Annotated in this window: 10 protein-coding genes; 7 read left to right on the forward strand and 3 right to left on the reverse strand. The window is 49.7% G+C overall.

Annotation, left to right across the window (positions count from 1 at the left end):
• Nucleotides 1–101: 101 nt before the first annotated feature.
• Nucleotides 102–1,136, reverse strand: a complete 1,035-nt coding sequence (locus HEQ50_RS00435; protein ID WP_168898491.1) for an aldose epimerase family protein — start codon at nt 1,134–1,136, stop codon at nt 102–104.
• A 290-nt stretch (nt 1,137–1,426) separates the two neighbouring features.
• Between HEQ50_RS00435 and HEQ50_RS00440 the strand changes: the two genes are divergently transcribed.
• Nucleotides 1,427–2,260, forward strand: coding sequence for an alpha/beta fold hydrolase (locus HEQ50_RS00440; RefSeq protein WP_168898492.1), 834 nt, complete (start codon nt 1,427–1,429; stop codon nt 2,258–2,260).
• Nucleotides 2,261–2,290: 30 nt separating this feature from the next.
• Here the strand turns inward: HEQ50_RS00440 and HEQ50_RS00445 are convergent, their stop codons facing one another.
• Nucleotides 2,291–3,109 carry an HAD family hydrolase gene (locus HEQ50_RS00445; RefSeq protein WP_168898493.1) on the reverse strand — a complete coding sequence of 273 codons (819 nt, stop codon included), beginning with the start codon at nt 3,107–3,109 and terminating at the stop codon, nt 2,291–2,293.
• 259 nt (nt 3,110–3,368) lie between these two features.
• Here HEQ50_RS00445 and HEQ50_RS00450 point away from each other — a divergent pair, with 259 nt between their 5' ends.
• From HEQ50_RS00450 to HEQ50_RS00460, 3 genes are all read left to right on the forward strand, one after another.
• Entirely contained in the window at nt 3,369–3,752 is a 384-nt protein-coding gene (locus HEQ50_RS00450; RefSeq protein ID WP_168898494.1) for a MarR family winged helix-turn-helix transcriptional regulator, read from the forward strand.
• A gap of 149 nt (nt 3,753–3,901) precedes the next feature.
• Nucleotides 3,902–5,716, forward strand: a complete 1,815-nt coding sequence (locus HEQ50_RS00455) for an N-acetylmuramoyl-L-alanine amidase (RefSeq protein WP_232842636.1) — start codon at nt 3,902–3,904, stop codon at nt 5,714–5,716.
• Nucleotides 5,717–6,223: 507 nt separating this feature from the next.
• Nucleotides 6,224–6,652, forward strand: coding sequence for a Spx/MgsR family RNA polymerase-binding regulatory protein (locus tag HEQ50_RS00460; RefSeq protein ID WP_168898496.1), 429 nt, complete (start codon nt 6,224–6,226; stop codon nt 6,650–6,652).
• Nucleotides 6,653–6,795: 143 nt separating this feature from the next.
• Here the strand turns inward: HEQ50_RS00460 and HEQ50_RS00465 are convergent, their stop codons facing one another.
• A complete protein-coding gene (locus HEQ50_RS00465) occupies nt 6,796–7,578 on the reverse strand; it encodes a C40 family peptidase (protein WP_168898497.1) in 783 nt (260 codons plus the stop codon).
• Nucleotides 7,579–7,851: 273 nt separating this feature from the next.
• Here HEQ50_RS00465 and HEQ50_RS00470 point away from each other — a divergent pair, with 273 nt between their 5' ends.
• The 3 genes from HEQ50_RS00470 (at nt 7,852) to HEQ50_RS00480 (ending at nt 14,095) form a co-directional block, all read left to right on the forward strand.
• Nucleotides 7,852–8,559 (forward strand): MIP/aquaporin family protein, encoded by a 708-nt coding sequence (locus HEQ50_RS00470; protein WP_168898498.1) that lies wholly within the window; start codon nt 7,852–7,854, stop codon nt 8,557–8,559.
• Nucleotides 8,560–8,949: 390 nt separating this feature from the next.
• Nucleotides 8,950–11,385, forward strand: coding sequence for a MucBP domain-containing protein (locus tag HEQ50_RS00475; protein ID WP_168898553.1), 2,436 nt, complete (start codon nt 8,950–8,952; stop codon nt 11,383–11,385).
• 406 nt (nt 11,386–11,791) lie between these two features.
• A complete protein-coding gene (locus HEQ50_RS00480; RefSeq protein ID WP_168898554.1) occupies nt 11,792–14,095 on the forward strand; it encodes a MucBP domain-containing protein in 2,304 nt (767 codons plus the stop codon).
• The last annotated feature ends 56 nt before the right edge of the window (nt 14,096–14,151 follow it).

The raw sequence follows: 14,151 nt of genomic DNA on the forward strand, positions 1-14,151 counted from the left end.
TCGCCAAATTTGGTCTGGAACGGGTTCACAAACTTTTAGGTTAGACGCAAAAACACCACGCTTTTGGTAGCGTGGTGTTTTTTGCGATATCACAGGTTGAATTAGTATTTAACTTCGTAGGCAATCTCGTAAGTCTGCGTCTTGCCAGCGGGAATAGAAACGTCCCCGAAGTTAGGATGGTGTGGCGTGTCGGATAAGGTTTGGGCTTCCAAGGCAACCCCCATGTAAGGTTGGCCGGCACCGGTAGCCAACTTCATGTCAGAAGTAAAGGAGTTAGCGGTGAAGACCACCAGGCCGTTACGGCTCGACTTGATCGTAACGGACCGATTGGATCGTGGATCGCTTAATTCGGCAATCTTATTGTCGGCGGCTGGTTCAACGTGGAACAGGTCGTCGAAGCCTTTTTCAGTGGTGTCTTGCATGCCACGGATGGCTTCGCCTAAGTTTTGGCCCTTAGCAAAGTCAAATGGTGTGCCGGCATTTTGAATGAAGTTCCCGGTTGGGATCTTTTCGCTGGTGACTTCCAAGTGTTCCTTGGCGTTGATTTGAAGTGTTTGGCCGGAGATGAGTTGGTCATCACTCAGGTTGAAGTAGACGTGTAACGTTGGGTTGAAGAGGGTGAGTGCCGTTGAGTTGGCTTCGAACTTCAGGTTAACCCGATCGTTGTTGTCCAAGGAGTAGATCATCTTGGCGGTCAAGTCGCCAGGGAAGGAATCATCACTGGACTTGAACGTGTGGCTCAAGATAATCTTGGCTTCGTTGGCGTCACTGTCGTCAATTTCGCCGTCCCAGTTGACGGTGTTAAAGCCGTGAGGGCCGCCGTGAAGCGTGGTGTCCTTGCCTTCGTTGGTGTCAACGGTGTAAGTCTTGCCGCCCATCTCGAAAGTTCCGCCGCCCAGACGACCGCCGATCCGGCCGATGCCCATGCAGACGTAGAACGGATTTGAGAGATAATCTTCCATTTTGTGGTAAGATAGCACCAAATTCTTGTCGCCCTTGTTCGTTGGTACGGATAACGTATGTAGCGTTGCGCCCCAGCTTAGGATGCCAAGTTTGACGCCGTTCTTGTTTTCAATCGTATATTCGGTGACAGCCTGATTCTGATAAGTATCCCATTTCGTCGTAGCAGTTTTCATGAGCAAGTCCTCGATTTCTATAGATTAAAGCGTTTTCATTTCTGGCTCTATTCTATATTTTTATCCGTACAATTGTCAAATATACTTGGTGCTAAAAGCAACGATTGAATGAGAATTTTGAAATTAAATCCGCGTAGTCCCTGAATTGACAACGATTCTAATTCCAAATAAATTTTATGCGGATAAATATTAAGATGGGTTGTTCAGCATAATAAATATATAATGAACAAAATTTCACTTGTACGCAACCAAAATAACTGGCATAATAGATTAGTTTAGGGGGGATTGGTTTGACTCTTAAATGGCGATGGCTACCAACGGCGATCGTGGGTGGCTGGCTGAGTTATCGGTGGCTGGGACGCTTAGCCGTGCCCCCACAACCCCTGGTAACTCGGCGGACGGATGTGGTTTATGAGCAGACACCAACCTTATTCATTCCGGGGTGGGGTGGCAATGCGTGGACGTACAACCGACTTTTACGGTGGCTGGCCCGCCAAGGCTACGGGCATAAAATATTAACGGTTCGCGTTGATTGGGACGGGAATCCCCATTTTATCGGGTGCTGGGAGAAGACGGCTGATAATCCTTTGATTCAGGTACTCTTCGATCGCAATTTAACGCGGGATTATCAGCCACAGGTGACGTGGATCACGACCATTTTACGGGCGTTGAATCACCGGTATGGCATAACCAGCTACAATCTCGTGGCCCATTCCTGGGGTGGGAGTGCGGCGATACACAGCGTGATTTTGCATGGTCAACACCCCGGATTACCTCATTTACGCCGTTTAGTCCTGTTGGGAGCCCCGTTTGACGAGCAGCGTTCGGGGGACCGTCCAGATGCGGCCTATGAGCGGCTCAGAGCGGCGCGGCATCGATTGGAGAGCTGGCAGGGTGGTCAGGTGATAAACGTTTACGGCACGCTGTCAGGGCGTTTAACGGACGGTTCGGTGCCGGTTCATCAGGTACAGGCCTTGCGTGCGATTCTAGCGGGGAGCCCGTTACAGTATCGGGAAGTTCACGTGCCCCGGACGAGTCACGGACAATTGCACGCCTTGCCCAGAATGTGGCGTCTGATCGGTCAAGCGGTTTGGGGGATTGATAAAAAAAGCCGCCAACCTTAGTTTGGTTAGTGACTGAAAATTTAGCCGACTTTAAACTTTACCTGCTAAAATAGCGTCAATGACGTTTAGGACCCCATCGTGATTGTTATCCGTTGGGGTGATGAGGTCGGCAACGGCCTTGACCGTGTCCGTTCCGTTTTGCATGGCAACGCCTAATCCCACGTGAGCCAGCATGTCGCGGTCGTTGTCATTATCGCCGAATGCGGCAATTTCGCTGGGCGCGATGTCCCATGATTGGGCGAGTTGCGTGAGGCCAATGGCTTTGTTCATGTGAGCAGCCACGATATCGATACTCCCAAATCCGCTGGCCATGGCGTTGATTTGGTCCGGAAAGCGGTGGTTCAGGCGAGCGGCGACGTGTTGGATGGTGTCGTTGGGCCATTCGCCATTAATCTTGTAGATCAGGTCGTCAACTTGAGTCAAATCATCCACGAAAACAAGATTGTTGAAGAAGTAACATTGAGCGGCCGGATCACTGGGCCGGTCGTGTCGATTAATGTAGGTGCCGTGAGCGCCAGACAAGCGGAGCACTTGTGGCCGCAGCGTCTCATCGGCAAGGATTGCGGCCACAATCCGGTGGACAGTTGGTGTGGGGAGAATGTCTTCAAAGAGGGTTTGTCCCTGGTCAACGATCAACCCACCATTCTCCGCCACGAAGGTTTGAACGGCGGGGGTTGGGGCAAAGACGCGGTGAAGATGGCCGAGATGGTTACCACTGGCAACGACAAAGTGGATTCCCGCGGCGGTTAGTTGGTGAAGTTGCCGTGCAAACCGGGCCTGGTTGTAGTGCCGTTCCTGATTTAAGAACGTGCCGTCAACATCGGTCGCAATCATTTTAATTCGTGTCATACTAGGCGCCTCATTCGTTTAGTTTTTATTAACTTTAATCATACGGGGTTCTGTTTCTGAATTCAATGCTCTAATCTTGAAGAAATATGACAAAATGATGGCGTATCACTAGTTTTTTCATTCGTAATGCTATAGACTATTAATGAATCGGTAACATAAAGGCTGAAAATGAGGGCTATAATAAATGGTTAGCGGGTAAGAATAGTAACGTGTTCTCTACGCAACTTCATAGCTCAACTGGAAAGGAAGAAAGCAAAAAATGACGCAAACTAACGATTTAAACCAATCCTTGGAATGGTTTTCCCAACTCCAAAAGATTATGCGGCCAGTAACAACGATTAAAACGGAGGAAGTTACAATTTCTCTGGAACAATTCAACCTGTTACATGCTATCACGACTCAGCGCGAAGAATTCACACCGACCAAATTTGCCGGTCAAATCGGCGTTTCGAAGTCGATGATTTCTGGGCAAATCTCACGGTTATTACGGGCTGGTTTAATTGAAAGTATCGCTTCAACCGTCGATCGACGCCAGCACAACCTGAAATTAACGCCGGATGGTGTTAAGGTGTACACCTCAGTGCGCGGTCAAGTCGTAGAACGCCTTGATGGTTTACACGCTGACATTGCCAAGCTAATGTAGTCGGTTAAACTTAATTTACAATTGAAAAGAAATCCCCTTTTGCGACTAGAATCTTTCATTCGTGTGACAATTTGGTTAAGATGACCCAACGCTTTGATGTCTTAGCTATAATGAAACTGTTGGAAGAATTTTTAACTGGAGGGGATTTTTTGAATTTGAGGATAAAGTTCGGCCTATTGGCGACGGTCGCATTGGGGGCGACGGTCCTGGGACTGAACGGTTTACCGGGAACGGTACAACCAGCCAACGCCATTGTTGCGCAAGCGGCAACGACGATCAATGCCCAACATCAAGGGATGGTCGGCAACGCTAAAACGGTTAATAACGAGGCTCTGCAGGATATGTTGGATAAGTGGGACAGCGATGCGCTCACGGTTCACGTGCCTAAGGGGACCTATGTCTTTGATGCCGGAAATATCAAATTACACTCGAACATCACGTTTAAGTTCGATAAGGGCGCGGTCTTTCGGATTACGTCAGGTAACCGGGTGAACTTTGTCTATCCGAGTCCCGAAGCCGGCTATGACGGCGGGATCAGTAACGTGAAGTGGGAAGGCGCGACGTTCCAAGGGGATAATACCAAGATGGGACAGAGTGTCTTCACTCAAAGTGTGCACCATGCCACGAACGTGACGTTTGACAAGTGTGTCTTCGATAACGCCGAATCACCGACTGGGCACTACATTGATTTGGATGGGAGTCGTAACATCGATATCACGAATTCTGTCTTTACGGGATTCAACGGGTCGAAGGACTTCAAAGAAGCCATTCAGGTTGACTACTCAAATAAAAAAGCAATGTCGTATAAAAACCCGGGTGATCAGTATGATAACCTTCCAACGTATGATGTAACGGTGGACAACAATCAATTCTTACCAGTCTCAAAGGATTCGGGTCGGGTGATCTCTTATGCCCCTAATCCAATTGGTGAACATGCCATTTACAATGATGGTAAGGCCGGTATCATTCATGATGTCCACTTCACCAACAATACGGTCGTTGATCCTAAGCCGTTGATGGCGGATGAGGTAGCCACGATTCACTTTAAGAACGTCTCTAATCTGTGGATTACGAACAACAAGTTTATTAATCAACGGGTCCTAGGTTCCGGTAACTACATTTATCTATATAATGTTGAGCCGGATTACAAGATGACCAATTTAAACATTAAGAATAATACATTCACAAATGTTAACCCAACGAAGCAATACATCTTCTTGGACAGTATCAATCCGGACAACCCAATGACGGACGTCAACATCACGGGCAATAAAGCAACGAGTCAAAAGACGGGGGTTCCGTTTGTTAAAGGAAACTTCGCACTGGACTTGGATTCCATCAATATTACTAAGAATACGATTAAAAAAGCCAAAGCTGTGACGGAAAACGTACCGGCACAACAGACGATTACGAATACGAGTGTTAGTCACGCAACCTCACAAAAACTAAAGAAACGTAAGCAAACTAACAAGAATGAAAAGTACTATAGTGGCATTGCCAATCAGCATGCGCAACTGGCTGAGGGCTACAAGGGTTACTCGTTATATAACCATATTCGTGGCCATAAGAACTGGAACATTCTAAAGTTTGATTGGAAGAAGAATAAGAAAGACCGCGTCTACATTGATATGCGAGCGACGGCGGATACTGGTAAGTGGTACCGGATTCGTTTCAACAAGAGCGCCAATGCAAAAAAGTATTGGATTCGCAAGGGTGCTCTGAAATTTGATACGTTCAAGTCAGAAAGCTACGATACTGAAAAGACGTTGACTAGGGTTTATCCGGTCTACACGCGGCCGTTCAATGACCCACTTTTGGCAAAACAAAAGGGGACCACGTCTGATATTTCAGAACGAACGGTGACGATTACACATCGTGTTAAGCGGACTGATTCCAATGGTAACGTTTCGACGTACTATCAGATGGACAACGGACTTTGGACGCGGGCGCTGGCCTTTAGCTAGAGTTTAATTATAGATTTAGATAGAGATCCTCGTGTAATGGTTAACTGATTGCACGGGGATTTTTTCTAGAAATTGCCTTAATTCACGATTGTTCAATAATTTTAGGATAAATGGCCAAATTATTGATCGAAATCAGGGGCAATTTCGGATGAAAAATGGTAAACTATTTCCAACCTTTAGAAAATCTGGACCCGTAAATGGCGGTTAAGCTTTCATGAGGAGTTGAAAAAATGTAAGCCCTAACAAATTCATAAAAATTTCATTTTTCAGTCCTAAAAAGGGTGGATTCAGTTGGTAAGGTTAGTTTAAGCCCATCAGACCGGGATGCCTGTTAAATCACGCCTTCCGACAAATCTTGCGAAAGTATTAAAAGGTAAGGTGGACTGAGGGTAATGGGTTTCATCATTTCTCATTGTGGTGTACAATAAGAAATATAAATTAGCACTCAAACAAAAGAGTGCTAAATCAGGTACCTCATCGAAGAGAAGATAATTGGAGGGCGATTCTATGATTAAAATGTACTTTCATGCTAAGACTACTGCGGTAACGAAGGCTATGAAGTGGCTGGCTAACCACGACGCCATCTTTACTGCTCGTGATATTAAAAAGCAACCTTTAACTCGTGATGAAATTCTATACATGTTGTCCCTGACCGAAGACGGGACCGATGACTTAATCTCCACGCGGTCCAAGGCCTACAAGGCGTTACCGGATTCCGTACAGGATATGGGGATGAATGAGCTCGTGGACTTGCTACAAAAGAACCCCGGCATTCTCAAGAATCCGATTGTGGTTGACCGTAATAAGTTGGCAACGGGCTTTGATTTGGAAACCATTCGTGAATTCGTTCCCGCCGCTTACCGGAAGAAGGAATTGGCAAGCTTCTTCAAGATCTTAAACGGCGGCAACAAGAACATGGATGTCTCGCCAGCATAGTAATGATGAACGTGAATCAGGACGGGGTCTCTGCGGAGATGCCGTCCTTTTTGTCGTGGAAAAACAAAAGAGCCTGAGATCTTGATCTCAGGCTCGGGTTATATTTCGAAATTCACCTTGTAGCAGCGTGGGCCTAAAGGCGATTAGCTTAACGTTGCTGGCCGGGAATAGCCGACCGTGTGCCACCAGGAGACATTGGTAGCTTCGGTGATGACGCCGCGAAGTTGCGCATCAATCATCTTATTGTTACCCAGGTAGATGCCACAGTGGGTAATGTTATTGGTGCTGGTCCCAAAGAAGATGAGGTCACCAGGCTGAGCGTTCTTAGCACTCACGTGGGTGTAGGCGTTGTATTGCTCCTGGGCCGTTCGAGGTAAGGTTTGCCCGATGGCCTTGCTGAAGACATACTTGGTAAAGCTGGAGCAGTCGAATGCGCTGGTTCCGTTGGCGCCATAAACGTACGGCTTGCCCAATTGGGCCTTGGCCACCTTTAAGATGGACGAATAAGTTCCGTCGCCGGTCGTCGATACGCTACTCGTGTTGGTGTGGGCGTAGCTCTTCTTTTGCAAGTAGCCGTGCCAGATCCACCCAGAAGCCGTCTTGCGACCGTTCGTCACGTAGTAGTAAAGGTATTTAACGCCGTTCTTCTTGATAATGTAGCGCTTCTTGGTGGCGTGCCAAGTCGTGTTGGGGTAGTTCTTAAGGTAATGCGTCTTCTTCCCAAAGGTCATGTTCGCCGCCGTGCCCCCCAAGTTGTAAGTCCAACCGGTCGCGCTCTTGCGCACGTAAGAGGTATCCGTCATGTTGCTGGTGCTAACAATTGTATTGGTGCTGTTGGCGTGAGCCGTGGTCGTTCCCAAGCTAATTGCTGGAACCAATGCGGCCGCAAATGCGACGGCTAAACCAATTTTTTTCATATTCATCATTAAGTTATCCATCCCTCATTATGTAAAGATTGTCATCGCTTTAGTACAACTTCTAAGATAGCCCAAAAGTTTTACAGCAGCGTTACGCCGCGGTATTATTGCCGTTACGCTTTGCAAGGTCTTCGTAATATTACAAGGGTTGGGTTATTTTATAATAAAAATGATACTAACCGAGGTGGCGGGAAATCAAGCGTCCCATAGCCTGACAGTTATGGTAGACTATGAATAGTCTGAAATTTCCGTTTAAAAATATAACAAGGTGGGTGTCATTTTATGAATGGTTTTATTGGCGAGTTCTTTGGAACCCTGATTTTGATCCTATTAGGGACCGGGACGGGGGCCGGAATCAACCTCAAGAAAACGTATGCGACGGGGAGTAACTGGACCTTCGTTAGCGTGGCTTGGGGGATGGCGGTAACCATGGGGGTCTATGTCGCCGGAATGTTGGGATCGGATGGTCATTTGAATCCAGCTGTTACGATCGGTTTTGCGGCCTTTGGGTTCTTCCCCTGGGCGCACGTGTTGCCCTATTTGGCGGGCCAATTCTTAGGGGCGTTTGTCGGCGCAGCCATTGCCATTTTTCAATTTTATCCCCACTTCAAAGCGACGCCGGATGAAAACGCTGGTAATAGTGTGGGAATCTTTGCCACGCGGCCAGCGATTAAGAATCCGTTCTTCAACTTTGTGTCTGAAGTTGTGGCAACGTGGGCCTTTATCTTTATTCTCCTGAATATGGGGGACTTCACCCAAGGCCTGAAGCCGTTCATGGTCGGCATCTTAATTATGACGATTGGGATGTGCTTAGGGAGTACGACCGGATTCGCCATCAATCCGGCCCGGGACTGGAGCCCCCGGTTGGCTTACACCATCTTACCGGTGCCAAACGGCGGCTCCGCTGAATGGAATTACGCGTGGGTGCCAATGTTTGGGCCATTATTGGGTGGTCTGTTGGCTGCGGGCTTGCAGGCGTGGATTAAATAAAGCTTGAAACACACCATGGACTAGTCGAGTTAATTCATACGAGGAGAAGAACGGTGACTTTACGTCACATTCTTCTCTTTTTTACTGCCCGAAATTATTTCCGCGGAAATAATCTCGGCACTTTTGAGGTGTCTATAGAGAGTTAACTATTTTTTAGACGATGTAAGGCCTTAAACGACCGCTGGCTAGAACGGGGAAATAAGGATCACCGCGCCATCGGCAAAGTTCAGTTTTCGCATGATTTCTTTCATTTTTTAACTCTTTTCCCACGAAGACACCGCTTTCAACTATACTCACATCATTGGATGAAGGCGTCAGTGCTGACGCCTGTGTTTCCAAAAAAAACAGCCATGGGATAGGCTGTGGATTAGAGATTAGGGGAGTGTAACGATGAATCAACCAATGGGGACGAAGACACATTATAAAATGTATAAAAGTGGTAAAACATGGGTAGCTGCTGGTCTTGTCAGTGGCTGTCTGGCGTTGGGTGGGGTCACTGCGCAAGCCGACGAGCAGCCGGCAACGGTCGCCGATGCAACGGCGGTGGTCGCGCAGTCAACTGCAACAACACAACCGTCAGCAAGTGCAGACACCGAACCAGCGGACGCGAACTCGACGGCAGCCGTCGTACCCGATACGCCGGCAGTCGAAGATACCACGACGCCAACTTCACCGGCGGCGGACGTACCGGTCGTCGACGAACCAACGGTGGCGCCGTCAGAGCCAGAATCGCCAGAACTGACGGCGCCGGTACCAGAAGCACCAGCGGTAGACGTGCCCGTTGCGCCGGTGCCCGTGCCAGGTCAGATCAATAACGAGGACAGCGTCGAATCCGGGGAGCAACCGATTAATGAGCCGTCCGCTACTACCGAGACCGCCGCAATGCCGGACACTTCGGCAACTACAGTCTCCACGACGCGACCAGTCGAAGCGGTTGTACGTCCCGTGCAACCGGCAGAGTCAAGTGCAATGGGGGCCAGCCATACCGTGGCGGCTGCCGCCCTGGTTCAAGCGGAAATGACGAAGCCAGCCGCGATGACCGTCACGCCCACGGCAACCACCATTGATGACTGGATGCCCAATAAGGTCCTACAACAGGCAATCTTATTACATCTTCAGCGTTTGACCGGCGTGAATAAAACGTGGCATAGCGTGGCCGATATTACGCAAGAAGATCTCCAACTACTTAAAAAGCTGATTGTGCTGGGAAATGATGGGTTCGACACCTATATCGACGGTCACACCGCCTTCTCCTTGGAAGGTCTCCAGTACGCTACAAACTTAGAAACCATTATGATGGAAGCCTCGCTGGATCATAAGCCGGGGGCATTCTTTGGGGATATTGTGGATGTCTCGCCCTTAGCGAACCTTCAGCATTTAACGGCGGTGCACCTGCAACATAACCGGATCGAAGACGTTACACCGCTAGTGAACTTGCAAAATGTGACCGAAATGGCGTTGGCGTTTAATCATATTCACGACTTCTCACCGCTCAAGGGGAAACCGTACGAAACCTTTACGCATACGGGTCAATTTATCGTCTTAGATCCGCTGCTAGTGAACGATGCCGATCGGGAAGGTCACTTACAGATCCAATGCGTGACCATCACTGGCGAAGTGGTGACCTTGACGGCGGGAATGGCAGTCGCTGAACCGGTCTTTTATACCGATGAGGCGGGGCATACGTACCACATTTACTATACCGGGGGTAATCCTAAACCGGATGGTCAGGGTGGTATTTACTACACGAACATTCAGAATCAGAAGCCGGGAGCCACGGAATTTCCGGGAGCGCCGAACGTGGATGTTTTACCGGATTACTACTACCTCACGGGGACGTATAAACCCAGCGCTGGGGTTGTCGACTTTGCGGTTGTCCAGCCCTACGTCATTTCTCAGGCCGCGAGCAACGTGACCGTACACTACCAGGATCAGGATGGAAATGCCATTGCGGATGACATGGTTCTGGCCCCTGGCCTGGTGGGTGAACACTACGCAACCACGGCCCCAGAAATTCCGGGCTATGTACTGACCACGACGCCCGAGAATGCCACTGGGACTTATAGTGACGCGGCCATTGACGTGACCTACGTGTATGCCTTGGTTGAGGACGGCGATGGTGATTCCGGCAGTATCGAGAACCCGGGGGACGATTCGGATGGGAACACTGATGGCGGTACCGATACTGGTAATGATGGGAATACTGATGGTGGTACCGATACTGGTGATAATGGCAACGCGGACGGCGATGCCGATACTGGTGATAATGGCAACACAGGTGATGGCACCGACACCGATGGTAATGGCAACACGGATGGTAATCCTGATACTGACGGCAATGGCCATCCGGGCGAAAATCCGGATGGGGGCCACCCTGGTGAGACGCCTGATGGCGAACAACCAGGGACGGCGAACCCGGATGACAATGGCGCCGGTGGTTCGGACGGTGACAACGGTGTGACCCCAGAAACACCGGATGGGTCCCATCCCGGTACCACGCAGCCGGGGTCACCGGTGGGCGACGATGCCGATTCTGAAACGGGAACGGCAGGCGATGCGGTGTCGACTGCACCGGGTTCGACCGGTACTGGCTCGGGTACCGTGACGCTTGGGATGGGTCAGAGCACTCAGACGACCGCTCAGGGGACGTCGACCGTTGCTGAGCCAACGCAATCAGGGCATGAACAACGGGTGAAAGTCTTGGCCAGTGGGCTGGCAGGCCCGTTACCTCAGACTAGTGAACAGGATGCATCGCCACTTTGGCGTATCGCCGGGGTAATGGGGTTACTCGGGCTCCTGCACTTTAGACGAAAACGGAAACAATAACGCAAAGGGTTAAGAATCGTCCCACTAAATTGAATAGTGGGACGATTTTTTTGGTTATCCAAAGTCAGAAAGTGACATTTTTGCGATTGTGAGGCATATATCAAGCGTAAACAACATCCCTTTAACGGTTTTCCCGATAAAATTAAAGATGGATGAACGAAAATATCGAAGAGATGATTTGGCGTCCTGACAAGGACTGTAACGTTTTACATAACAGCGTGTCCTTCCTAGACTGCGACGATGCAACGCGCTCCTCGCAAAATGGTCAGGAAATAACCTATCTTTCGCGATTGAAATCGCTTACAATGAACTTGTAGATAACAATACCCATATTAATAAATGTGTAACGTTTAAATTAACCAACAAAATAATCAGCAACCAGTAAAAAAGACTAGGGGGAAACATCATGCGTAATTGGGCGGGTGAGACGAAGGTCCACTATAAAAGCTATAAGGCAGGGAAACACTGGGTCGTCGCCAGTATTACCGCGGTGACGTTAGGACTCGGCCTGATGGGGGCAACCGAGACTGCACAAGCGGCCGAGGGAACACCGTCTCCAACGAGTGAAGAAACGGCTTCGGGGCAAGCAGCACAGCCAGATCGTCAGGTCACGCTGCAAGGGACACCAACCGCAGAAGCAGATGTCGTAGAGAAGGCAGATGTGGTAGAAGAAAATGAAGGTAAAGACGCCGCGCCGGTTGAAGAGCAGCAGGCCGTTAAAGAAGATAACTCGACTAACATTAACAAGGAAGAACAACAGGAGCCGGCCGAAGTCCCAGCAGGAGACACGGAAGGGCAATTACCATCCGATCAAAACGATCCATCGGGTGAGCCAGAAGATAGCAACACGGTAGAGACGCCACAAACACCAGCACCAGCGCCACAAGATGTGGTGAAAGATTCAGGGAACGTTGACTTAGATACATCGGCATCCAAAACCCCGGCCCCTCAACCCCTTAAGGCCATGAGGGCAGCGGTTCAGGCGTCACCGATTGATGGGGTCAACGCCAGTGAATGGATTCCGGACGCGGCGTTGCGTGATATGATTATCAAGCAGTTGAATCGACAGGTGAACCATTCGGGGATTACGGGCTTGCCGTATTACGTGGCCGATGAAAATAATCTGTATCAACACGTCGGAGACCTCACGAGTCTGAATGACTATGTGGGTGCTGGCACGGTGACGAGTCTGGCGGGATTAGCGTATTTTCCTAATCTCCATACGCTTAATTTCACTCGAGTGACGGTACCGGTTGCCGGACTCATCGACTTTTCAACGCTACCATTGCTTAACGATATTACGCTGGTTTTAGCCGATGACAGTGCCAGTCACGACCTGACGACCATTATGGACACTTACTTTGGTAATGGAATGAATCTTCGCTTCTTACGGCTGGGGAATAGCCATTTAACGGGGTCACTTGACGTTTTGAGTCGTTACACCGACTTGGAAATGGTCTACTTGCCGAATAACCAGCTAACGGGAAGTATTCCCGACCTAAAGGCGTTACCTAACCTGTGGTATCTCATGCTCAACAATAATCAACTGACGGGCAACTTACCCGATATTGGCGACTGGCCAGCACTGAATACGATTGATGTGTCTTACAACGAATTGACGGGGGACCTCCCTGATCTGAGTCATTTCCGTGGGGAATTGGTCTACATGTTCAATCACCTCACCAATGGGGTCGTGACCTTACTGGATGAAAATGGGCAACCGAGCCTCAACTATGGGGTGTACCAACGATTGACCGGGAACACCATCACCCTCAGTGCGGACAATCAGGCCTTTGATCCCGTGAGTGGGGTCATCAATCGGATGCAGGACATGACGACGGGGCAACCCGATGAGACTGAGGGCGTGGGAACGGCGCAGTTAGCATCGGGCGTCACCGTTGCCTATGGTGATTTGGACCCGAACCTACCAACCACGGAGATTGCGGACTGGGCGGCTAACACGGCCGAGAACGCCACGGATTGGTTCCAGATTATCCGGTATGGGGACAAATGGGGCTTGACGTTTACGCCGAAGCAAGCGGTTCCGGATGGCATGTATACCGTGCACGTCATCAATCAGAGTTATGGTGCTAACTGGGGCTACAGTGCTTACCTGACGTTCAAAATTGAAAATAAGGTGCCGATCGATCCAGGAACCCCTGATCCAGGGAAGCCTGATCCGGGCGTCACAACGGGGACGGTAACCATCGTCAACGTCGATCAGGACGGTCACGTGATTAGCCAGTCGCAACAGACCGGGAACGTTGGCGATGCTTTCACGATTAACGCCGACGACTTAGACGGTTATCAGCTAGTCGGCAATGGAGTGGCCAATGGCACCTACACCGCGGCCGGCCAGACGATTACCTTCACATATCAAGCGGTAACGACCGGTGGTGATGGCGATTTGATCGAGCCAGATAGACCAGTTACCGATGAGACCGAGCAACCAGGGGCCGATGGTGTTGTCGCTGGTGGCGCTGGGGATCAGGTTGCAACGCAAGGTCAATCGGGCCATCTGGTGGCCACACCATTGACCACGGAAAAGGCGCAGGACCGAACAGCCACGCAGAAGCAAGCAAAGGCTAATGCAACGGCCACGACCCTGCCGCAGACGGATGAAGCCACGATGTCACCTTTAGCTGGACTCGCCTTGCTCCTGGGGAGTGTCTTGACCGGATTCACGCTAAAACGTAAACGGCATCAGTAACGCATCACGAAATCCAGCGAGGTCGGGATAAAATTTCCGGCCTCTTTGTTTTGCCT

This window comes from Lactobacillus sp. HBUAS51381, from assembly GCF_012641095.1.
Taxonomy (GTDB): Bacteria; Bacillota; Bacilli; order Lactobacillales; family Lactobacillaceae; genus Levilactobacillus.

Bases quoted from the DNA above. Each gene is read 5' to 3' on its own strand.
- HEQ50_RS00475 (WP_168898553.1), top strand. From the start codon at position 8,950: ATGAATCAACCAATGGGGACGAAGACACATTATAAAATGTATAAAAGT.
- HEQ50_RS00445 (WP_168898493.1), bottom strand. From the start codon at position 3,109: ATGACACGAATTAAAATGATTGCGACCGATGTTGACGGCACGTTCTTA.
- HEQ50_RS00480 (WP_168898554.1), top strand. From the start codon at position 11,792: ATGCGTAATTGGGCGGGTGAGACGAAGGTCCACTATAAAAGCTATAAG.
- HEQ50_RS00460 (WP_168898496.1), top strand. From the start codon at position 6,224: ATGATTAAAATGTACTTTCATGCTAAGACTACTGCGGTAACGAAGGCT.
- HEQ50_RS00435 (WP_168898491.1), bottom strand. From the start codon at position 1,136: ATGAAAACTGCTACGACGAAATGGGATACTTATCAGAATCAGGCTGTC.
- HEQ50_RS00465 (WP_168898497.1), bottom strand. From the start codon at position 7,578: ATGATGAATATGAAAAAAATTGGTTTAGCCGTCGCATTTGCGGCCGCA.
- HEQ50_RS00450 (WP_168898494.1), top strand. From the start codon at position 3,369: ATGACGCAAACTAACGATTTAAACCAATCCTTGGAATGGTTTTCCCAA.
- HEQ50_RS00470 (WP_168898498.1), top strand. From the start codon at position 7,852: ATGAATGGTTTTATTGGCGAGTTCTTTGGAACCCTGATTTTGATCCTA.